The sequence below is a fragment of the Methylopila capsulata genome, assembly GCF_016907975.1.
Classification (GTDB): Bacteria; Pseudomonadota; Alphaproteobacteria; order Rhizobiales; family Methylopilaceae; genus Methylopila; species Methylopila capsulata.
The window spans coordinates 208,387-228,226 of the sequence record NZ_JAFBCY010000005.1 but is presented as its reverse complement, the minus strand read 5'-3'; the positions used below and the strand labels follow the sequence as shown (position 1 = coordinate 228,226).

Genomic DNA, 19,840 nt, shown 5'->3' with positions numbered 1-19,840 from the left:
AGCAGGCCCGGGGTTTGCGAACCGCGATCGGCGAAAAAGACTCGGGAACGAAGGGGCGCCGCTCCGCCCCTCTGCGGAGCGTCAGTAGACCACCGTCACCCACGGCGTGATCTGAAAGGTCTGCGCGCCGACGGCGGCGGCCGCGGCGTCGAGGCTCTGCGCGACGCCTGTCGTGGGGAAGGTGCCGGAGACGCGGCGATCGGCCAGCGACCCCCGCAGCACGATGCGGGACGAGGTCTGCCGTTGCAGCGACTCGACGACCCGGCCGAGCGGCGCCTTGTCGAACACGAGCCGGCCCGACATCCAGGCGAGCGCGGCGTCGACGTTCGCCGGAGCGGCTTCGCCGGGACGTCCGTCGACGACCGCGACCTGCTGTCCGGGCCCGAGCGCCACTTCCGACGCGTCGGCGTCGCCCAGGACGCGGACGGCGCCGCGCTTCACCGTGACGGTGACGCCGCCCTCCGCGCGGTCCACGTCGAAGGCGGTGCCGACGACCCGGACGCTGGCCTCGCCGGCATCGACGGTGAACGGGCGATGGGGGTCCGGAGCGACCTCGAAATAGACCTCGCCCTTCAGCAGCGCCACCCGGCGGGCGCCCGGTTCGAAATCCGCGGCGAGCGCGGCGTCGGGGCCGAGTCGCGCGGTCGAGCCGTCGGGCAACACGTGCAGCGCCGTCTCTCCCGGAGCCGTCGCCACGTCGGCGCGCAGCGTGGTCACGAGCGGGGCCGCGGCCCAGACGACGAGCGCGCCGGCGATCGCCAGCGCGGCGAAGCGTGGACGGAGGAACGCCGCCGCGGGCCGCCGGACCTTCGGGCGCGCTGACCGTTGGGCGACCGTCGCAAGCGGGGCGCCGAGCGCGGCCCAGAGCCGCTCGGCCTGATCATAGGCCTGGGCGTGGCGGAGGTCCGCGTCGCGCCATGCCGCGAAGCTCGCCTCGTCGGCGGCCCCCTGGGACCCGTCCCGGCGGGCGAGCCACCACGCGGCGGCTGCGCGGTGGGCCTCGGTCGGTCGTTCGGCCGTCATGGGCGGCGGCCTGTGGTATTTCGCGCGCGTTCTCTCACGTTCCGACCTTAGAAGGCTTCCAGCTTCTGTCTCAAGAACGATCGAGCGCGCGAAGCCCGAACGAGGTTTCAGGAAAAATCGTCGCCGAGGTGATCGGCCAGCGCTTCGCGGCACTGCGCAAGGCCGCGCGCGAGCTGCTTTTCCACCGCCCGGACCGTGACGCCGAGCCGCGCCGCGATCTCGGCGTTGGTTTCGCCCCTCAGCCGGCGGGCGACGAAAATCTCGCGGGTGCGGGGCGGAAGACGCTCCAGCGCCTTCGCGAGCGCCTTCAGCGTCTCCTGCGCGGCGAAGGCGTCGTCCTGGGTTGCCGGCTCGGTGGCGAGCTGCTCCGGCGTGAGCTGGGCGAGCGCGCGGGAGCGCCGGCCGGCCGCGAGGTTGTGGTCGATCGCGGCGTTGCGGGCGGCGGCGTAGAGGATGCGGCGGTCGTCGTCGTCGGAGCCCGCGCTGCCGGCCTTGAAGACGCGCGCGAACACGTCCTGCACGATGTCCGCCGCGGCTTCGCCGTCGCGCACCCGCCGGCGGACCATGCGTTCGAGCTGACCGCGGTGCCCTTCGAACAGTCGGGTGAGAGACGAGCGCCAGGACGACATCGACGTGGGAGACGTTACGCTCGCCATGGCGTGGCCGCTGAAACGCAGGAGGACATGGGGCGCAGCCGCAGTGTCGCCGTGAAACGGCGTAAGACGATGAAGGGTTTCGGCGCCGAGCGTGCGCCGTCCACGATCAAGACGAACTCCGGGCCAAAGACAAGCATTATTCCACACAGTTGATTTGGTATAATTCCAGATAGATTTCACTGGCGTGACTTGAGCGGCGCGTCCCGCGAGCTTGAATGTTCGGGATGTTCGGGCTTCAAGAAACCCGCCGTCGACGTCGAGGCCGTTTCCTTCGAAGCGGAGCGTTCGGCGAGGAGCGCTCCGCATGGAGTTCGTCGTCAGGGCTGCGCTGATCGGGGTCGGCGCCACGGCGTTGTTCGATCTGTGGATCCGACTGCTCGTTCTGCTGCGCCTGCCCGCGGCGAACTGGGCGCTGGTCGGCCGGTGGTTCGCGCACGCCGGGCGCGGACGCTTCGCGCATGCGGACATCGCGGCGGCGGCGCCGGTGAGGGGCGAGACCGCCATCGGCTGGACCATGCACTACCTCATCGGCGTCCTGTTCGCCGCGGCGCTGCTGGCGATCTGGGGGCTCGACTGGGCGAAGGCGCCGACCCTCGGCCCCGCCCTCGCGGTGGGCCTCGTCACCGTGCTCGCGGGCTGGCTGATCCTCGCGCCGGGGATGGGCGCCGGGATCGCCTCCCGCAAGCGCCCGAACCCCAACCGCATCCGTCTGGCGCAGATCGTCGGCCACGCCGTGTTCGGGCTCGGATTGTACCTCGCAGCGGTGATCGTCGAGGCTCTGGCGTGAGCGCTCTGGCCCCGGATCTCGCGCAGGCTCCGGCCCGCCCGCTCACCGCGCGCGATGGCAAGACGCTCGGTCTCGCGGCGCTCGGCGGCGCGCTCGAGTTCTACGACTTCGTGGTGTTCGTGTTCTTCGCGACAGTGATCGGTCAGCTGTTCTTTCCGCCGGAAATCCCGGAGTGGCTCCGGCAGGCGCAGACCTTCGCGCTGTTCGCCGTCGGCTATCTCGTGCGGCCCCTGAGCGGGGTGGTCATGGCGCATGTCGGCGATCGGGTCGGCCGCAAACGCGTCTTCGCCTTCACCATCCTGCTGATGGGGCTCGCGACGCTCGGCATCGGCCTGCTGCCGACCTACGCCACGATCGGCGTCGCCGCGCCCATCGCGCTGCTCGCGCTCCGCGTGGCGCAGGGGGCCGCGATCGGCGGCGAGGCGCCGGGCGCCTGGGTGTTCGTGGCGGAGCACGCGCCGCCGAACCGCGTCGGCCTCGCCTGCGGCGTGCTGACGGCGGGATTGACCGTCGGCATCCTGATGGGCTCGCTCGCGGCCGGACTCGTGAACCGCGCCTTCACGCCCGAAACCGTCGCGGACTGGGCCTGGCGGCTGCCGTTCCTGCTCGGCGGCGTGTTCGGGCTCGCCTCAGTCTACCTCCGCCGCCTGCTGGACGAGACGCCGGTGTTCCGGGAGATGAAGGCCCGGGCCGAGGTCGCGGCCGAACTGCCGCTGAAGGCGGCGCTGCGCGACCATGGCCGCGCCGTGATCGTCTCGATGCTGCTGACCTGGCTGCTGTCGGCGGCGATCGTGGTGGTCATCCTGATGACCCCCGCGCTGCTGGAACGGCTGCACGGCGTCCCGATCGCCGCCGCGCTGTCGGCGAACGCCGCGGCCACCGTCGGGCTCGCGATCGGCTGCGTCCTGGCCGGGGCGCTGATCGACCGAATCGGCGCCGGGCCGTTCTTCACGTTCGGCGCTCCCGTCCTCGGCGTCTGCGTCTGGATCTTCTACGCCTACGCGCCGAGCGACCCCGCCCTGCTGACGCCGCTCTACGCGCTTGCGGGGCTCGCGGTCGGCGTCGTTGCGGGCGTGCCCTACGTCATGGTGCGCGCCTTCCCGGCTGCTGTGCGCTTCACTGGGGTGTCGTTCTCCTACAACGTCGCCTACGCCGTCTTCGGCGGGCTGACGCCGGTGCTGCTGCCGTTCCTGCTGCGGCTCGATCCCTTCGCCCACGCCCACTACGTGGCGGCGCTCTCCGCGCTGGGCTGCGCCGTCGGGCTGTGGCTGTGGCGGCGGGAGCGGGCTTAAGCGTCGCGCCAGTTCGCGAAGGTCGCGGCCTGGCCGACCGCCGACCCGTCCGGCGAGACCAGTCGCCAGACCACGCCCTGCTCGATCCAGAACCGCCGGCCGGACTTGGCGACGCGAATCCCGCGGTAGTTCTCCGCGAAGCCGTTCTGCGTCACCGCGTCGAGCAGCGCCTGCCGGGCCGCGCGCTCCGGCGCCTCCGCCGACAGCCGGGAGGGCAGGCCGATGATCTCATCCCAGCCGTATTCGAAGCACCTCTGCGCTGTCAGATTGGCGTAGACGAAGCGCGGGTCCGCTCCGCCGTCGTGGGCCAGCACGGCGAACGGCGCGTCGTCGTAGAGCCAGGCCGCGTCCGCGCCTTCGGGGGCGAGCGGGCGGCCGACGAAGCGGGCGTGGCTGTCCGAAAGCACGCGGAAGAACGCCGGGTCGCGCGTCAGATCGATCACGTCAGGCGCTCTCCGCCGGCACGAAGACCTCGATCGCCCGGCGCAGCAGCCGGAAGCGGGCGGGCGTCTCCGCGATGATCTCCCCGTCGGCGTTGATCGGCTTCGGCTTTCGGGTGCGCACGTCGAAGGACTGGCCGCTCATCGATCGGATCTCCCGCCACGCCCCATGGTCGCCGATCCGGAGCGCCTTCAGCATCAGCGCCAGCCGCCAGGCGCGGGCGAACTCGAGGCTGTAGAGGTCGAGCCGGCCGTCGTCGATGGCGGCGGTGCGCTCGATGACGTTGCCGCCGCCGTAGAAGCGGCCGTTGCCCACCGCGACCTGCAGGCTGAGCGTACGCACCCGGCCGGCGTCGCTCTCGATCGTGACGCGGAACGGCTTCGCCCGCGCGAGCGCCCGCGCCGCCGCCACGGCGTAGCCCAGCCGGCCGAAGCGACGCTTGAGGTCGCTCGTCAGCTCTTCCGCGAGGTCCACGCTGAGGCCGAGGCTCGCGACGTTGAAGAACAGCTCGTCGTTGACCTGGCCGAGGTCGATCCGGCGCGTGCGGCCCTCCGCCACGATGCGGATCGCGGCGTCGAGGTCGGGGGGAACGCCAAGCGTGCGGGCGAGGTCGTTGGCTGTGCCGGTCGGCAGCACGCCGAGCGGCTTCTGCGAGGCGTGCACGCCCTTGGCGGCGGCGTTCAGCGTGCCGTCGCCGCCCGCGACCAGGATCATCTCCGCCTCGTCCGCCCGCGCCGCGATCGCGGGGGACAGCTCGTCCCGGCTGTCGGCGGAGAGCGGGATCGGCGTGAGTCCTGCGGACCGGAGGGCGTCGACCGCATGGTCGCGCGCATCCTGGCCGGTGCGGCTCTTGGCGTTGACGATGAGGAGCGCGCGGGGGGACATGACGCGGCTAAGTGGCTCCGGCGGGCGCAGGTTCAAGCGCCCGCCGGAGGGATCGGCGCGGAGGCGTCAGGCGACCGCGCGGACAAAGCGTGGTTCGGCCTTGGCGCGCTCCGGCTCGCTCTCGCTCGCGTCGACGGTGATGTCGTCCCGGTAGGTCTCTGGGCCCATCCAGACCGCGTAGGCCGTGACGAGGCCGAGGAAGATCGCGTAGAGCGCGACCGGCCAGGACGAGCCGCTGGCCCAGGCGACAAGCGCCGTGGCGATCGCCGGCGCGGGGCCGCCGGCGAGGATCGAGCCCAGCTCGCGCGCGAAGGCGAAGCCGGAGAACCGCCGCTTCGGCCCGAACAGCTCCGCGAAATAGGCGGCCTGGGTGCCGAACATCGCCGCGTTGCCGCCGAGCGCCAGCCAGAACGCCGCGCACAGCCAGAAGGTGGTTTTGGCCTCCAGCATGGCGAAGAACGGGAAGGCGAGCAGGCAGCCGAACAAGGCGCCGAAGATATAGACCGGCCGCCGGCCGATGCGGTCCGACAGCGAGGCGAAGGCGACCACGCAGATCATCTGCACCACGTAGCCGCTCATCATCGCGAACAGCGCCTCCGATTTCGGCACGCCGAGGTTGTTGACCGCGTAGCTCAGCCCGAACACCGGGAAGAGATAGCCGTGGCCGTTCTCGGCGAGGCGGGAGCCCAGCACCACGAAGAAGTTTCGGGGCTGGCGGGAGATCGACTCCCAGACCGGGTTCTTCGACTTGGTCTCGGGCTCCGCCGCGATCTTCTCGAACACGGGCGTCTCCTTCAGGCCCATGCGGATGACGACGCCGAAGATCACCATGACGATCGAGAGCAGGAACGGCACGCGCCAGCCCCAGCTCAGGAAGTCCTCCTGCGGCAGCCGCGACACCAGCGCGAACACGCCGGACGCCAGCATCATGCCGGCGCCGACGCCGAGCGGCGCGAACGAGCCCCAGAATCCGCGACGGCCGGGCGGCGCGTGCTCCACCAGCATGAGGACCGCGCCGCCGTACTCGGCGCCGGCGCCGAAGCCCTGCACCAGCCGCAGGAACACGAGCAGGATCGGCGCCCAGACGCCGATCTGGTCATAGGTCGGCAGCAGGCCGATAAGCAGGGTGCCGACGCCGACGAGCAGCAGCGTGATGATCAGCACCGGCTTGCGGCCGATGCGGTCGCCGAGATGGCCGAACACGAGCCCGCCGAGTGGGCGCGACAGGAAGCCGACGCCGAAGGTCGCGAGCGCGACCAGCGTGCCGGTGGCGGGGTCGAGCTTCGGGAAGAACAGGTGGCCGAAGACCAGGGCCGCGGCCGAGCTGTAGATGAAGAAGTCGTACCATTCGAGCGCCGTGCCCACGCAGGACGCGGCGATCACCCTGCGCGAGTGCGCAGGCCTCCCTTCGGCGGCAGCCGACATGGCGATCCTCCCAGATCTTATGTTTTGGCGCCCGGCGCCTCGTTGGACGCCGGGTCGTTCCGCTGGAATTTTTTGTCCCGCCGCCGTCGTTCGGCGCGGCGGCGGGTCGTGCGATCGGGCCTGTCGCGTCAGGCGGCGCGCTCTCCGGGCTTGGCGAAGGCGGACACGGCGCCCGCGCTCTTCTGGACCTTGAAGATGGAGGAGCTGTCCGGCGCCGGCGGCAGCGGCAGCAGCACCGGCACGTCCTTCAGCCGCGGGCGGTTGGTCTGCTCGCCGAACACCATCCGGCTGGTGACGGTGTCCCAGACCTGGTTCTGGTTCATGCCGACGAAGGCGCCGGCGGCCCCGGCCAGCGGCCAGGCGTCGGCGGCCGAGAGCTCGTAGAAGCACATCAGCCGGGCGCGGTCCGACATGTTGGGCGCGGAGCCGTGCAGCGTGCGGCAGTGGTGCAGCGACATCGAGCCCGCCTTGCCGGTCAGCATCCGGATCTTGTCCTTCTCGAACAAGGGGTCGTTGGGGTCGATCGCGCCCGCGAACACGCCGTTGACGAAGTGGCTGAGGATCGGCCCCTCATGCGTGCCCGGGACCACCTGAAGCGGGCCGTTCGCCTCCTCGACGTCCTCCAGCATGAGGCCGATCGCCAGCACGTCGTCGTTGGTGTGAGGGTAGAACGCCCAGTCCTGGTGCCACTCCACCGCCGCGCCGCCGCCGGGCGCCTTGGTGTTGAGCTTGCTGGTCTGCAGCCGCACCGAAGGGCCAAGCAGGGCTTCGAGCACGCCGCGGACCTTCGGCGAGCGCAGCACCTCGAAGAAGGCCGGCATGTGCACATGCGGCTGTTTGATGCGGGTCAGACGGGGGCTGTCCTTGGAGTGGCCCTCGTCGAGATCGAAGACGGCGTCGTTCTCTGTGACGGCGCGGGAGCGCTCGATCATGCCGTAGGTCAGCGCGCGCAGCTCCTCGAGCAGCGGGCCGGTGACGGCGTCTTCGACGAGCACGTAGCCGTCCTCGTGATAGGCCTTGATCTGGTCCTGGGTGAGCATGTCGTGGCGTCTCCTCGTGATGCCGTTTCGCCGGCTTGGAACCGGTCTCGATGACGATGATTGCGCAAACATGTCGCACCCGTCAACCCGGGGGCGTGGTATTTTTCGACGCCCTCGTCCGACCTGCGCGGGGCTCGGCGCGGCGGCGCGAACCCGCTAAGACGAACACGGGTTGGAGGCGCCGTTTGCGCGCCCTGTGGAGCGACATGGTCAACGCGAAGACGCCCGACGGCGACCGCCGGCTGCGCATGGACGACGTGGCGGAGCTCGCCGGCGTGTCGCAGATGACGGTGTCGCGCGCGCTCCGGACGCCGGAGAAGGTCGCGCCCGAGACGCGCGCCCGCATCGAAGCCGCCATGGCGCAGCTCGACTACGTGCCGGACCTCGTCGCCGGCAGCCTCGCCGCGCGCCGCAGCGGGTTGATCGCCGCCGTCGTCTCGACCTTCGAGAACGCGATCTTCGCGCCGACGATCGCAGGCCTGACGGAGGCCGCGGAGGCGGCGGGCTTCACCATCCTGCTGGGCTCCTCGGGTTACTCCGAGACCGACGAGGAGCGCCTGCTGCGGGCGATCCTCGGCCGGCGCCCGGACGGCGTCATGCTCACCGACGCGTTCCACACCCCGCGCGCGCGGCGGCTGCTGGCGGCGGCCGGCGTGCCGATCGTCGAGACCTGGGACCTGCCGGCCGAGCCCGTCGACATGGTGGTGGGCTTCTCGAACGTGGACGCGGGCCGGGCGATGACGCTCGCGCTGCACGGCTTCGGCTACCGCCGGATCGCCTTCGTCGCGCCCAGCTCAGAGCGGGATCGCCGCGGCCTGAAGCGCCTCGACGGCTACCGCCGCGCGATGGACGACCTCGGCGCGCCGCGGCGCGAGATCCGGCTGCACGGCCCGGTGGCGACGCTAGAGGAGGGCGCAGCGGCGCTGGTCGCCCTGCTCGACCAACACCCGGAGGCGGACGCGGTCGCCTGCTCGGTCGACACGCTCGCGGCCGGCGCGCTGTTCGAGGCGCGGCGGCGCGGGATCGACGTGCCGGGACGGCTCGGAATCGCCGGCTTCGGCGATTTCGCGCTCGCCCAGCCGGCCGGGCTCGACATGACGACCATGCGGATCGCCGGCCGCAACATCGGGGCCGAGGCCGGCGCCATGCTGGTGAAGCGCATCGCCGGCGAAACGCCGGAGCAGGCGGTGTTCGACATCGGCTACGAGGTGGTCCGCCGCAGCTCCGCCTGAGCCCTTGAGAGCCTTGGGGAACCGGACGCCGCGCCCGACGTTCGAGTCCGTCTTCAACGGAGAACCGCCGTGGCGCCGCGCGCAAACTGGAAGGGCTTTCTGAAGGTCGGCGAAGTCGCCTGCGCCGTCGCGCTCTACACCGCGGCGTCGACCTCCGACCGCATTGCGTTCCACACCCTCAACCGCGAGACCGGCAACCGCGTGAAGCGTCGCTACGTCGACAGCGAGACCGGCGACCCGGTGGAGCGCGACGACCAGGTGAAGGGCTACGAGGTCGCGTCCGGCGAATACGTGACGCTGGAGCCCGAGGAGGTGGCGGCCGCGACGCCCGAGAGCGACAAGACGCTCGACGTCGACGCCTTCATCGCCTGCGACGCGGTCGACGACGTCTATTTCGACAAGCCCTACTACCTCGCGCCCGCCGACGGCGCGGCGGAGGAGGCCTTCGCGCTGCTGCGCGAGGGCATGCGCGCGAAGAAGGTCGTCGCGCTCGCCCGCACGGTGCTGTTCCGGCGCGAGCGCACGGTGCTCATCCGCCCCCACGGCGACGGGCTGATCGGGACCACGCTGAACTTCGACTACGAGGTGCGCTCGGCGACGGAGGCGTTCCGGGACTTGGCCGCCGGCAAGATCAAGGGCGAGATGCTCGACCTCGCCCGCCACATCATCGACACCAAGCGCGGGACCTTCGACCCCGCCGCCACCGAAGACCGCTACGAGGCCGCGCTCGCGGAGCTGGTGCAGGCCAAGGTGGAGGGTCGCAAGATCACGCCGAAGAAGCCCAAGGCGCCGGCGAAGGTCACCGATCTCCTGGCGGCGCTGCGCGAGAGCGCCGGTCTTAAGGACGACCAGGCCAAGACTTCCGCCAAGACGGCGTCAAAGACGTCGAAGGCGAAGCCGGCCCCCGCCAAGACGAAGGCGAAAGCGCCCGCCAAGTCTGCGCCCGCCAGGACCGCGGAGCGCCGCAAGGCGAGCTGACCATGGCGCTCGACGTCTACCGGCGAAAGCGCGACTTCAAGAAGACCAGCGAGCCTTCCGGCGACGCGGCGGCGTCCGCCGGCGGCGACGCCTACCTGATCCAGAAGCACGACGCGACCCGGCTGCACTACGACCTGCGGCTGGAGTTCGACGGCGTGCTGAAGAGCTGGGCGGTGGCGAAGGGGCCGAGCCTGGTCGTCGGCGAAAAGCGCCTCGCGGTGGAGGTCGAGGACCATCCGCTCGCCTATGGCGATTTCGAGGGCACGATCCCGAAGGGCGAGTACGGCGGCGGCACGGTCATCCTGTGGGACCGCGGGACGTGGACGCCGCTGGCCGACCCCAAGCGCGGCTTCGCCAAGGGCCACCTCGAGTTCGAGCTGCACGGCGAGAAGCTCGGCGGCCGCTGGAATCTGGTGCGGATGGCCCGCAAGCGCGGCGAGAAGCGCGACAACTGGCTGCTGATCAAGGGGGACGACGAGGCGGGCCGCGACGAGGGCGCGCCGGACATCCTGGAGGAGCGTCCGGAGTCGGTGAAGACCGGCCGCGTGCTGGAGGAGATCGCCGGCGAGGCGCCGGGGTGGTCTTCGAAGACTGGCAAGATCGAGGGTCCGAAGACCAGGCGCTCGGCCTCCCCGCCGTCGAAGCTCAAGAAGGCGAAGAAGGCTGCGACGCCCGACTTCGTGGAGCCGGCGCTCGCGACCCTCGCCGCCAAGGCGCCGGCGGGGACGAAATGGATCCACGAGATCAAGTTTGACGGCTACCGCCTGATCGCCCGGATCGCGGACGGCGAGGTGCGGCTGATGACCCGGAGCGGCCTCGATTGGACCGACCGCTTCGGCCCCCGCGTGGTCGAGGCGCTGAGAGCGCTGCCGGTGACCGAGGCTATGATAGACGGCGAGCTGATCGTCGAGAACGACGCCGGCGCGTCCGACTTCTCCGCGCTGCAGGAGGCGCTGAGCGAGGGGCGGACGAACAGCTTCGTGTTCTACGTCTTCGACCTGCTGTTCCGCGACGGCGAGGACTTGAGGCCCTGCTCGCTGATCGACCGCAAGGCGGCGCTCGCCAAGCTCGTGGGCGAGGGCGGACCGATCGTGAAGCTCAGCGAGCATTTCGAGGAGAACGGCGGCCTGGTGCTGCAGCACGCCTGCCGCCTCAGCCTCGAAGGCGTGGTCTCAAAGGACCGCGAGGCGCCCTACCGTTCAGGCCGCGGGCGCAGCTGGATCAAGTCGAAGTGCACCCACCGGCAGGAGTTCGTGATCGGCGGCTACACGCTCTCCAGCGGCGCCAAGGACGCGATCGGCTCGCTGGTCGTCGGCGTGCATGAGGGAACGAAGCTTGTCACCGTGGGCCGGGTCGGGACCGGCTTCTCCGCCAAGATCGCGCGGGACCTGTTCGCGCGCCTGCAGGAGCGCGAGGTCAAGCGGTCGCCGTTCGCGACCAAGCTGACCGCCGACGAAGCCCGCGGCGTGCGCTACGTGCGGCCCGATCTCGTCGCCGAGGTCGAGTTCCGAGCCTGGACCGGCGACCACCACCTGCGCCACGCCTCGTTCCGCGGCCTGCGCGAGGACAAGCCGGCGGAGGAGGTGAAGCGCGAGGAAGCGTCCTCGCCGGACGAGGCGCCGCGGGCCGAAAAGGTCTCCGCCCCGAACGTTCGCCTGACGCATCCCGACCGGGTGTACTGGCCCGACGTCGGCGTCACCAAACAGGGCCTCGCCGACTACTACATGGAGGTCTGGCCGAAGATCGCGCCCTTCATCGTCGGCCGGCCGCTGTCGCTGCTGCGCTGCCCCGGCGGGGTGAAGGACCAGTGCTTTTTCCAGAAGCACGGCTGGAAGGGCATGAACGCCGCGATCGGGCAGGCGCCCGACCCGACCGACGACGAGCCGGTGCTCACGATCGACAGCCGCGAGGGCCTGCTCGGCCTGGTGCAGGGCGGAGTGCTGGAGATTCACCCCTGGGGCTCGGCGCTGAAAGACCTCGAGCGGCCGGACATGATCATCCTCGACCTCGATCCGGGCGACGGCGTCGGCTGGGACCGGGTGATCGCGGCGGCGCATGAGGCCAAGGCGCGGCTGGAGGCGGCGGGTCTCGCGGCCTTCGTCAAGACGTCGGGCGGCAAAGGCCTGCACGTGGTCGCGCCGCTGGAGCCGCGGGCGGAGTGGCCGGAGGCGAAGGCCTTCACCAAGGCGATCGCGGAGGCAATGGCGGCGGACGACCCCAAGGCCTATGTCGCGACCGTGTCGAAGGCCAAGCGGCGCGGCAAGATCCTGATCGACTACCTGCGCAACGGCCGGGGCCAGACCGCGGTCGCGCCCTATTCGACCCGCGCGCGCCCGGGCGCGGCCGTCTCCGCGCCGCTCGCCTGGGACGAATTGGGACCCGCGATCGGCCCGGCCTATTTCACGGTTGCGAACATGCCGCAGAGGCTGGCGGCGCTGGACAAAGACCCCTGGGCGGGCTTCCGGAAGGCCGCGAAGCCGCTGCCGGAGGGCGAAACGGGCGGTGCGCGCCGCAAGAGACGGTAAGCTCCGCCGACGCCCTCATGCTCATGTCCCGGCCTTGAGCCGGGACCCAGAAACGCCGCTAGTTCAGAATTGCCCGCAGCGCCGGGGGGCCTCTCGCCGTCATGGTCCGGCTTGACCGGACCATCCATGTTCGACGCAGAGCTCGACGCTCGAGATGGGTCCTCCGGTCAAGCCGGAGGGACGACGGCTCGCGGTAGCTTGGGGCAGCCGCAGCCGTGAGGCTCACCGCTTCCCGCCGCTCTCCTTCGCGAGGCTCTTCCTGAGCGCGTCCATGATGCTGATGACCTTGCCGGTCTCGGCGGGCTCCTCGGCCTTCGCCTTCGGCTTGGTCTTCCGCCCCTTTTTCCGCGAGGCGATCAGTTCCAGCAGGCGGGCCTGCACCGGATCGTCCACCATCTTGGGCGACCACGGCTTGGTGCGCTCCTCGATCAGCGAGGTGACCAGGGTCATCAGCTTCGGGTCGGGCTTGTCGGTCTCCAGGCCGCCGAAATAGTCCTCCGGATCGCGCACCTCGTCGCCGTAGCGCAGGGTCCAGAGCACGATGCCCTTGCCGCGCGGCTCCAGCAGCACGGCGCGCTCGCGGCGGTAGAGCACGAGCCGCGAAATCCCGACCATGCCGGTCGCGGCCATGGCCTCGCGGATCACGGAGAAGGCCTCCTCTCCGACCTTGTCGTCGGGGACGAGGTAATGCGGCTTGTCGTACCAGATCCAGCCGACGGAATCGGCGGGCGCGAACATCTCGACGTCGATGGTGTGGGTCGTGTCGAGGGCGACCGCGTCGAGCTCCTCGTCCTCCAGCAGGACGTGGTCGTCCTCGCCGCGCGGGTAGCCCTTGACCTCGTCCTCGCGCTCGACGGGATCGCCCGTGACCGAGTCGACGTATTCGCTGACCACGCGCGCTCCGGTGGCGCGGCTCAGGGTGTGGAAACGCACCTTCTCGCTCTCGGAGGTCGCTGGCGTCATCGCCACCGGGCAGGTGACGAGCGAGAGCTTGAGATATCCCTTCCAGAACGCCCGTCCGGCCATCGTGCAGTCCCCTCTTCGCGGGAGGAGAACAGCCCTGCGGGCGTTGCGGTTCCCCGCTTTGTTCAGCCGCCTTCGGCGAAGGGCGCGAAGGCGCGCGCGACCTCCAGATAGATCGCGCGCTTGTAGGGCACGACCATCGCCGGGAGCCGGTCCAGACGTTCCCAGCGCCACTCCGAAAACTCCGGCTCGGCGCCGGCGTCGGCCGGGGCGAGATCGATCTCGCCTTCCACGCCCTGGAAGCGCATGGCGAACCAGCGCTGGCGCTGGCCGCGGAAGGCCGCGAGCTTGTGGGGCGGGCCGTCGTAGCGCGGAAAATCGTAGGTCAGCCACGCGGGATGCGCGCCGATGAGGGAGGCGCTGCGCACCCCGGTCTCCTCGAACAGCTCACGCCGCGCCGCGGCTTCGATGTCCTCGTCGGGGTCGATCCCGCCCTGGGGCATCTGCCATTCACAGCCGGGGACCAGCACCTCCGGGCCGTCGTCGCCGATGCGCCGGGCGATCAGCACGCGGCCGCGCGCGTCGAACAGCGCGACGCCGACATTGGGGCGATAGGGCAGGGCGGCGGCGTCGCTCAGGGGCATGCCTCGTGGAAGCGCCGCCTTGTCCCCGCCCGCCGGCGCCGCCTTATTCGGCGGCCTGGGCGATCGGGCGGCGCGGAAGATCGAGCTTGGTCCACACCGCGTCCAGCGCGCGGGCGAGCTTCGCCACCAGCGCGTCGTCGTGGAACGGCGTCGGGGTGATGCGCAGCCGCTCGGCGCCGCGGGGCACGGTGGGGTAGTTGATGGGCTGGATGTAGATGCCGTGCTCGGCCAGCAGCATGTCGGTGGCGGCCTTCGCCTTCTCGGGGCACCCCACGAACACCGGCACGATGTGCGTCTCGGAGTCCATCACCGGCAGGCCGCGGTCGGCGAGCGCGGCCTTGGTGCGCGCGGCCTGGGCCTGGTGCCGGTCACGCTCGCTCTGCGACGTCTTGAGATGGGCGACCGAGGCCCGCGCCGCGGCGGCGATCGCCGGCGGCATGGCGGTGGTGAAGATGAAGCCGGGCGCGTAGGAACGCACCGCGTCGATCAGCGAACGCGTGCCGGTGATATAGCCGCCGATCACGCCGAAGGCCTTGGCGAGCGTGCCCTCGATCACGTCGATCCGGTCCATGACGCCCTCGCGCTCGGCGATGCCGGCGCCGCGCGGGCCGTACATGCCGACCGCATGGACCTCGTCGAGATAGGTCATGGCGCCGTAGCGGTCGGCGAGGTCGCAGAACGCCTTGATGGGCGCGATGTCGCCATCCATCGAGTAGACGCTCTCGAAGGCGATCAGCTTCGGCCGGTCGCCGGCCTCTTTCAGCAGGCGCTCGAGGTCTTCGGCGTCGTTGTGGGCGAAGATCTTCTTGTCGCAGCCCGAGCCGCGCACGCCCGCGATCATCGAGGCGTGGTTCAGCGCGTCGGAGAGGATCACGCAGTCCGGCAACAGCCGGGCGATGGTCGAGATGCCGGCCTCGTTCGAGACGTAGCCGGAGGAGAACACCAGCCCGGCCTCCTTGCCGTGGAGATCGGCAAGCTCATGCTCTAGCATCACGAGCGGGTGGTTGGTGCCGGCGATGTTGCGCGTGCCGCCGGCGCCGGCGCCGAGCCGGTTGACCGTCTCGGTCATGGCGGTGAGCACCTTGGGGTGCTGGCCCATGCCGAGATAGTCGTTGGAGCACCACATCACGACGTCGCGCGGGCCGTCGGCCGCGTGCCACGTCGCGTGCGGGAAGTCGCCCGCGCGGCGTTCGAGATCGGCGAAAACGCGATAGCGCTTCTCAAGGTGAAGCTGCTCGACCGCGTGACGGAAGACGTCGTCGTAGTTCATCGGCCTCTCTTTTCGCCGACAGGTCATAATCGTTCGAACCCGTGATGTCGTCGTTCGAAGGACCCTGAGCGACAGAACGTCGCGCTGGGCGTCAGGTCAACTCCGGGATTGTCCTTAGGGGGCGACGGCCAGCTTTTCGGCGAAGGCTGGTCGGTTCCGGGATGAGGCCCGGGCGATGAGGGCGACAGGGGCGAGGCCCACGAGAACGATGGCGAGGGCGGCGACCGCGCCGCTCTCGTAGGTCCCGCGCGACGCCTCGCCGTAGACATGGGTCGCCAAGGTCTCGAAGTTCAGGGGGCGAAGCAAGAGCGTCGCGGACAACTCTTTCATGCAGTCCACGAACACCAGCAGCGCGGCGGCCCCAAGCGCCGGCGCGGCGAGCGGCAGGTGGAGCGCCCGGGCGACCCCCGCCGGCCGCGCGCCGAGCGTCCGGGCGGCGTGGTCCAGCGACAGCGGGATCTTGGCGAGGCCGGCGTCGACGCCGCCGGAGGGGATCGCGAGGAAGCGCACGACATAGGCGAAGATCAGCGCGGCGCCGGACCCCGAGATCAACAGCCCGGTCGAGATCCCAAGCGCCTGCCGCGCGACGCCGTCGACCATGTTGTCGAAGCCCGCGAGCGGCGTCAGCAGCCCGACCGCCAGCACCGTGCCCGGCATGGCGTAGCCGACGCCGGCGGCGATCTGCGCCGCCCGCGCCGGAAGGCCCCGCCGCACGCGAGCGGCGTAGGCGAGGACGAGCCCGAGGGCGGCGGCGATCGCGGTCGCGACCAGCGCGAAGCCGAGGGTGCGCGCGATCTCGCCATAGATCTGCGGCGGCACGCCGAAGGCGGCGATGCGAACGGCGGCGGCGTGGGCGAGGTAGGCCGCCGGCGCCGCGAAGCCGAGCGCGATCGGCGCGGCGCAGGCGAGCACGCAGCCGGTCTGGCCGAGGGGCCCGAGGTCGCGCGGTTCGCTGCGGCGGGCGGCGCGCGCCTCGCCGGCGACCCCCTGGCGGCGGCGCGCCCAGCGCTCCAAGGCCACCAGCGCCAGCACCAGCGCGATCATCACGAGCGCGATCTGCGCCGCCCCCTCGACGCTGGAGCGGTTCACCCAGGTGGAATAGATCGCGACCGTGAAGGTGCGCACGCCCAGAAACTCGGCGGCGCCGATGTCGTTCAGCGCCTCCATCAGCGCGAGCGACACGCCGACCGCGATGGCGGGACGGGCGAGCGGCAACGCGACGGTGAGGAAGGTTCGCAGGCCGCCGGCGCCGAGCGTGCGCGCCGCCTCCAGCGCCGCAGAGGACTGCATCAGGAACAGCCCGCGGGTCGTCAGGTAGACATAGGGATAGAGCACAGCGCCGAGCAGCAGGACGCAGCCGCCCATGGAGCGGATCTCTGGGAACCACAGGCCCCGAACGTCCGTGATCCCGAGCAGGGCGCGCAGCGTCGTCTGGACCGGGCCGATCGGGTGCGTCAGGTCGAGGTAGGCGAAGGCCGCGATGTAGGTCGGCATCGCGAGCGGCAGCAGCAGCGCCCACTCGAACAGTTTGCGGCCGGGAAAGCGGTAGGCGACGACCAGCCAGGCGGTTCCGACCCCGACGACGGTGGTGACGAGGCCGACTCCCGCGAGCAGTTGCAGCGTTTCCCAGGCCGCCCGTGGAAGCACGTAGGCCGTGAGGTGCGGCCAGAGATCGCCGGAGCCGCGGGACGCAAGCCCGATGAGCCCCGCGACCGGCGCCAGCGTCAGGCACGCGATCACGACGCCGGCCGCAAGCCAGCGGCCGCCGTCGCGAGGCGGGCGGTTCAGGCGCGGCGACGTCTCGGCCGCGAGCGTCACCGCCGTGGTCGGCTCAGCCGTCGAAGCCGACCTCGTCGACCAGGGCGGAGGCGGCCTTGCGGTTCTTAGAGATCTCGGCGAGCGAGGCGTCGTCGACCTTCAGTTCTCCGAACGAGGCGAGGATCGGATCGACCGGCGCGCCGGGCTTCACCGGGTATTCGAAGTTCGCCTTGGCGTAGAGGCCCTGCGCCTCGTCGGAGACCAGGAACTCGAGCAGCTTCACGGCCTGCTCCTTGTTCGGCGCGTTCTTCGCGACCGCCGCGCCCGAGACGTTGACGTGGGTGCCGCCGCTCTTGGCGAAGGTCGGCAGCACGACGTTGATCGCCTCGGCCCACTTCTGCTGGTCAGGACCGCCTTTGCCCGAACGCATCAGCCCGACGTAGTACGAATTGCCGATCGCCACGTCGCAGAGCCCGGCGAGCACGTCGCGGGCGCCCTCGCGGTCGCCGCCGCTCGCCTTGCGGGCGAGGTTCGCCTTGAGGCCCGTCAACCAGGTCTTGGCGGCGTCGCGGCCGTCCTTCGCGATCACCGCGGCGATCAGCGAGGTGTTGTAGGGGTGCTGACCCGAACGGATGCAGACCTTGCCTTTCCACTTCGGGTCGGCGAGGTCCTCGTAGGTCATCGCCTTGAGGTCCGGCAGGCGGTCCTTCGAGACATACAGAACGCGCGCGCGGAGCGAGAGCGCCGTCCATTGGCCGTTGGCGTCGCGCAAGCTCGCGGGCACCGCGGCCTCAATCGCGGCGGACGTCGTCGGCTGCGTCAGGCCCCGGTCGACCAGGTCGATCAGGTTGCCGAAATCGACCGTCATCAGGATGTCGGCCGGCGAGTTCTCGCCCTCCGCCGCCACGCGCTCGGCGAGACCCTCCTTGACGAAGACAGTGTTGACCTTGACGCCAGCCTTCTCGGCGTAAGCGTCGAGCAGCGGCTGGATCAGGCCGGGCTCGCGGGTGGTGTAGACGTTGACCTCGGCGGCGGCGGCCGGCAGGGCCAGCCCAAGCGAAGCGAAAGCGGCGAAAGCGGCGGCCTTGAAAGATGCGGTCATGACGTCGGTCCCCCGGAGCGGCCGCGTCTCTGCGGAGCGGCAGGGTTCTGGTAGGACCCTGCGCGGCGGACGGTCAACGTCGTCGCGAAGAGTTCAAAAGTCTGGAATTAGAGCAATTCAACGCAATTCCTGCGCCGCGGTCGCCTCCGCCCGTTCCGGATGCTATAGCGGCCGCCGCCCAGCCGTTCCGTCCTGCCCCGAGGAGCCCGCCCATGACCGACATGCGCCTCATCGTCCTCGGAGCCTCCGGCCGCATGGGCCGAGCGCTGACCCGGGCGATCGCCGAGATCGAGGGCGTGACGCTCGCCGGCGCGCTGGAGCGCGAGGGCTCGGCCCATCTCGGCGCGGACGCGGGGGAACTGGCCGGCCTCGGCCCGCTCGGCGTGCGCGTCACCGACGATCCTCTGCCGCTGGTGGCCCATGCCGACGGCGTTGTGGACTTCACGGCCCCGGCGGCCACCGTCGCCATCGCCGAGCTCGCGGCGCAGGCGCGGATCGTCCACGTGGTCGGCACTACCGGCCTGTCGGAGACCGACCTCGATCGGCTCGACGCCGTCGCCCGCCACGCGGTGGTCGTGCGTTCGGGCAACATGAGCCTCGGCGTGAACCTGCTGGCCGCCCTCGTGCGGCAGGCGGCGCGGGCGCTTGGGCCGGACTGGGACATCGAGGTCCTGGAGATGCATCACCGCGCCAAGGTCGACGCGCCGTCCGGCACGGCGCTGCTGTTGGGCGAAGCGGCGGCCGAGGGCCGCGAGGTCGCGCTGAAGGACGCGTCGGTGCGCGTGCGCGACGGCCACACCGGGCCGCGGGCGGAGGGCGCGATCGGCTTCGCCACGCTCCGCGGCGGCTCCGTCGTCGGCGAGCACACGGTGATCCTCGCCGGCGCCGGCGAACGGGTGGAGCTGGTCCACCGCGCCGAGGACCGCATGATCTTCGCCCGCGGCGCCGTGAAGGCGGCGCTGTGGGGCTTCGGGCGCAAGCCCGGGCATTATTCGATGGCGGACGTCCTCGGCCTTCAGCGGGACTGAAGCCGCGCGAAAGCTTCGTGCAAAGGTCGAAGGGGTGCGCTAAAGGGTCCCACGACGCCTCAAGCGGCCCTCCCGCAGCCCCGCCGACCGGCAGGCCGACAGCCCCAGGAGCTCTCTCGCATGCAACGTCGACTCGTGCTCGTGCGTCATGGCCAGAGCGAGTGGAACCTCAAGAATCTCTTCACAGGGTGGAAGGATCCGGGGCTCACGGAACGCGGCCTCGCCGAGGCGAGCGCGGCCGGGCGCAGGCTGAAGGCGGCGGGAGTGACGTTCGACGTCGCCTTCACCTCCAAGCTTCAGCGCGCCCAGCGCACCAACCAGCTCATTCTCGCCGAACTCGGCGGCCGCGCCGTGCCGGTGATCGAGGACGCCGCGCTGAACGAGCGCGACTATGGCGAGCTGACCGGCCTCAACAAGGACGACGCCCGGAAGACCTGGGGCGAGCAGAAGGTGCTGATGTGGCGCCGCTCCTACGACGTGCCGCCGCCCGGCGGCGAGTCGTTGCGCGACACTGTCGCCCGCACGCTGCCCTACTTCGTCGCCCAGATCCTGCCGCGGGTGCTGAACGGCGAGCAGACGCTGGTCACCGCCCACGGCAACTCGTTGCGGGCGCTGATCATGGTGCTCGAGCGCCTGACGCCGGACGCGCTGCTGCAGCGTGAGCTCTTCACCGCCGCCCCGATCATCTACGACATGAACGCCGACTCCACGATCGCGTCGGTGAAGGATCTCGGCGCCGGCCTCTGAGGCGTCCGCGCGCCGACGGCCGTCGAAAACGTCGGAGCTGGTCT

At 71.0% G+C, this 19,840-nt stretch carries 18 protein-coding genes; 7 read left to right on the top strand and 11 right to left on the bottom strand.

Annotation, left to right across the window (positions count from 1 at the left end; genetic code table 11):
• Positions 1–81: 81 nt before the first annotated feature.
• Complete coding sequence (locus JOD31_RS19025) at positions 82–1,023, bottom strand: FecR family protein (protein WP_204952008.1); 942 nt, start codon at positions 1,021–1,023, stop codon at positions 82–84.
• Between the two features lie 107 nt (positions 1,024–1,130).
• Positions 1,131–1,679 (bottom strand): RNA polymerase sigma factor, encoded by a 549-nt coding sequence (locus JOD31_RS19020; protein ID WP_246482603.1) that lies wholly within the window; start codon positions 1,677–1,679, stop codon positions 1,131–1,133.
• 304 nt (positions 1,680–1,983) lie between these two features.
• Here JOD31_RS19020 and JOD31_RS19015 point away from each other — a divergent pair, with 304 nt between their 5' ends.
• Positions 1,984–2,466, top strand: a complete 483-nt coding sequence (locus JOD31_RS19015; protein ID WP_204952007.1) for a DUF2938 family protein — start codon at positions 1,984–1,986, stop codon at positions 2,464–2,466.
• A complete protein-coding gene (locus tag JOD31_RS19010) occupies positions 2,463–3,758 on the top strand; it encodes an MFS transporter (RefSeq protein WP_204952006.1) in 1,296 nt (431 codons plus the stop codon). Before JOD31_RS19015 ends, JOD31_RS19010 begins: the two co-directional genes overlap by 4 nt.
• Here JOD31_RS19010 and JOD31_RS19005 read toward each other — a convergent pair.
• From JOD31_RS19005 to JOD31_RS18990, 4 genes are all read right to left on the bottom strand, one after another.
• Entirely contained in the window at positions 3,755–4,201 is a 447-nt protein-coding gene (locus tag JOD31_RS19005; protein WP_204952005.1) for an MEKHLA domain-containing protein, read from the bottom strand. The two genes, JOD31_RS19010 and JOD31_RS19005, sit on opposite strands and share 4 nt — an antisense overlap.
• Before the next feature lies 1 nt (position 4,202).
• Complete coding sequence (locus JOD31_RS19000) at positions 4,203–5,084, bottom strand: lipid kinase (protein WP_204952004.1); 882 nt, start codon at positions 5,082–5,084, stop codon at positions 4,203–4,205.
• 66 nt (positions 5,085–5,150) lie between these two features.
• On the bottom strand, positions 5,151–6,509 hold the full coding sequence (locus JOD31_RS18995) for an MFS transporter (RefSeq protein WP_204952003.1): 1,359 nt from the start codon (positions 6,507–6,509) through the stop codon (positions 5,151–5,153).
• 128 nt (positions 6,510–6,637) lie between these two features.
• Positions 6,638–7,549, bottom strand: a complete 912-nt coding sequence (locus tag JOD31_RS18990; RefSeq protein WP_204952002.1) for a phytanoyl-CoA dioxygenase family protein — start codon at positions 7,547–7,549, stop codon at positions 6,638–6,640.
• Positions 7,550–7,755: 206 nt separating this feature from the next.
• On the opposite strand from JOD31_RS18990, the gene JOD31_RS18985 reads away from it, so the two are divergent.
• From JOD31_RS18985 to ligD, 3 genes are all read left to right on the top strand, one after another.
• On the top strand, positions 7,756–8,781 hold the full coding sequence (locus JOD31_RS18985) for a LacI family DNA-binding transcriptional regulator (protein WP_204952001.1): 1,026 nt from the start codon (positions 7,756–7,758) through the stop codon (positions 8,779–8,781).
• A 69-nt stretch (positions 8,782–8,850) separates the two neighbouring features.
• Positions 8,851–9,759: a non-homologous end joining protein Ku gene (gene ku / locus JOD31_RS18980; RefSeq protein ID WP_204952000.1), complete on the top strand. Its 909-nt coding sequence runs from the start codon at positions 8,851–8,853 to the stop codon at positions 9,757–9,759.
• A gap of 2 nt (positions 9,760–9,761) precedes the next feature.
• Positions 9,762–12,284 (top strand): DNA ligase D, encoded by a 2,523-nt coding sequence (gene ligD / locus JOD31_RS18975; protein WP_204951999.1) that lies wholly within the window; start codon positions 9,762–9,764, stop codon positions 12,282–12,284.
• 222 nt (positions 12,285–12,506) lie between these two features.
• Here ligD and ku (JOD31_RS18970) read toward each other — a convergent pair whose 3' ends face one another.
• From ku (JOD31_RS18970) to JOD31_RS18950, 5 genes are all read right to left on the bottom strand, one after another.
• Complete coding sequence (gene ku / locus JOD31_RS18970) at positions 12,507–13,310, bottom strand: non-homologous end joining protein Ku (RefSeq protein WP_204951998.1); 804 nt, start codon at positions 13,308–13,310, stop codon at positions 12,507–12,509.
• A 62-nt stretch (positions 13,311–13,372) separates the two neighbouring features.
• Positions 13,373–13,891, bottom strand: a complete 519-nt coding sequence (locus JOD31_RS18965) for an RNA pyrophosphohydrolase (RefSeq protein WP_204951997.1) — start codon at positions 13,889–13,891, stop codon at positions 13,373–13,375.
• 43 nt (positions 13,892–13,934) lie between these two features.
• The gene (gene hemA / locus JOD31_RS18960; protein WP_204951996.1) at positions 13,935–15,161 is read right to left on the bottom strand and encodes a 5-aminolevulinate synthase; all 1,227 of its coding nucleotides are present in this window, start codon (positions 15,159–15,161) and stop codon (positions 13,935–13,937) included.
• A 114-nt stretch (positions 15,162–15,275) separates the two neighbouring features.
• The gene (locus JOD31_RS18955) at positions 15,276–16,979 is read right to left on the bottom strand and encodes an ABC transporter permease (protein ID WP_204951995.1); all 1,704 of its coding nucleotides are present in this window, start codon (positions 16,977–16,979) and stop codon (positions 15,276–15,278) included.
• A gap of 13 nt (positions 16,980–16,992) precedes the next feature.
• Positions 16,993–18,021, bottom strand: coding sequence for a Fe(3+) ABC transporter substrate-binding protein (locus JOD31_RS18950; protein WP_204951994.1), 1,029 nt, complete (start codon positions 18,019–18,021; stop codon positions 16,993–16,995).
• A gap of 212 nt (positions 18,022–18,233) precedes the next feature.
• On the opposite strand from JOD31_RS18950, the gene dapB reads away from it, so the two are divergent.
• A complete protein-coding gene (gene dapB / locus JOD31_RS18945) occupies positions 18,234–19,049 on the top strand; it encodes a 4-hydroxy-tetrahydrodipicolinate reductase (protein ID WP_204951993.1) in 816 nt (271 codons plus the stop codon).
• A 120-nt stretch (positions 19,050–19,169) separates the two neighbouring features.
• Complete coding sequence (locus tag JOD31_RS18940) at positions 19,170–19,796, top strand: 2,3-bisphosphoglycerate-dependent phosphoglycerate mutase (protein WP_204951992.1); 627 nt, start codon at positions 19,170–19,172, stop codon at positions 19,794–19,796.
• Positions 19,797–19,840 lie beyond the last annotated feature (44 nt).

Bases quoted from the DNA above. Each gene is read 5' to 3' on its own strand.
- JOD31_RS18990 (WP_204952002.1), bottom strand. From the start codon at position 7,549: ATGCTCACCCAGGACCAGATCAAGGCCTATCACGAGGACGGCTACGTG.
- JOD31_RS19000 (WP_204952004.1), bottom strand. From the start codon at position 5,084: ATGTCCCCCCGCGCGCTCCTCATCGTCAACGCCAAGAGCCGCACCGGC.
- JOD31_RS18985 (WP_204952001.1), top strand. From the start codon at position 7,756: ATGGTCAACGCGAAGACGCCCGACGGCGACCGCCGGCTGCGCATGGAC.
- ligD (WP_204951999.1), top strand. From the start codon at position 9,762: ATGGCGCTCGACGTCTACCGGCGAAAGCGCGACTTCAAGAAGACCAGC.
- JOD31_RS19025 (WP_204952008.1), bottom strand. From the start codon at position 1,023: ATGACGGCCGAACGACCGACCGAGGCCCACCGCGCAGCCGCCGCGTGG.
- JOD31_RS18940 (WP_204951992.1), top strand. From the start codon at position 19,170: ATGCAACGTCGACTCGTGCTCGTGCGTCATGGCCAGAGCGAGTGGAAC.
- JOD31_RS19015 (WP_204952007.1), top strand. From the start codon at position 1,984: ATGGAGTTCGTCGTCAGGGCTGCGCTGATCGGGGTCGGCGCCACGGCG.
- hemA (WP_204951996.1), bottom strand. From the start codon at position 15,161: ATGAACTACGACGACGTCTTCCGTCACGCGGTCGAGCAGCTTCACCTT.
- JOD31_RS18965 (WP_204951997.1), bottom strand. From the start codon at position 13,891: ATGCCCCTGAGCGACGCCGCCGCCCTGCCCTATCGCCCCAATGTCGGC.
- JOD31_RS18950 (WP_204951994.1), bottom strand. From the start codon at position 18,021: ATGACCGCATCTTTCAAGGCCGCCGCTTTCGCCGCTTTCGCTTCGCTT.
- dapB (WP_204951993.1), top strand. From the start codon at position 18,234: ATGACCGACATGCGCCTCATCGTCCTCGGAGCCTCCGGCCGCATGGGC.
- ku (WP_204951998.1), bottom strand. From the start codon at position 13,310: ATGGCCGGACGGGCGTTCTGGAAGGGATATCTCAAGCTCTCGCTCGTC.
- JOD31_RS19020 (WP_246482603.1), bottom strand. From the start codon at position 1,679: ATGGCGAGCGTAACGTCTCCCACGTCGATGTCGTCCTGGCGCTCGTCT.
- JOD31_RS18995 (WP_204952003.1), bottom strand. From the start codon at position 6,509: ATGTCGGCTGCCGCCGAAGGGAGGCCTGCGCACTCGCGCAGGGTGATC.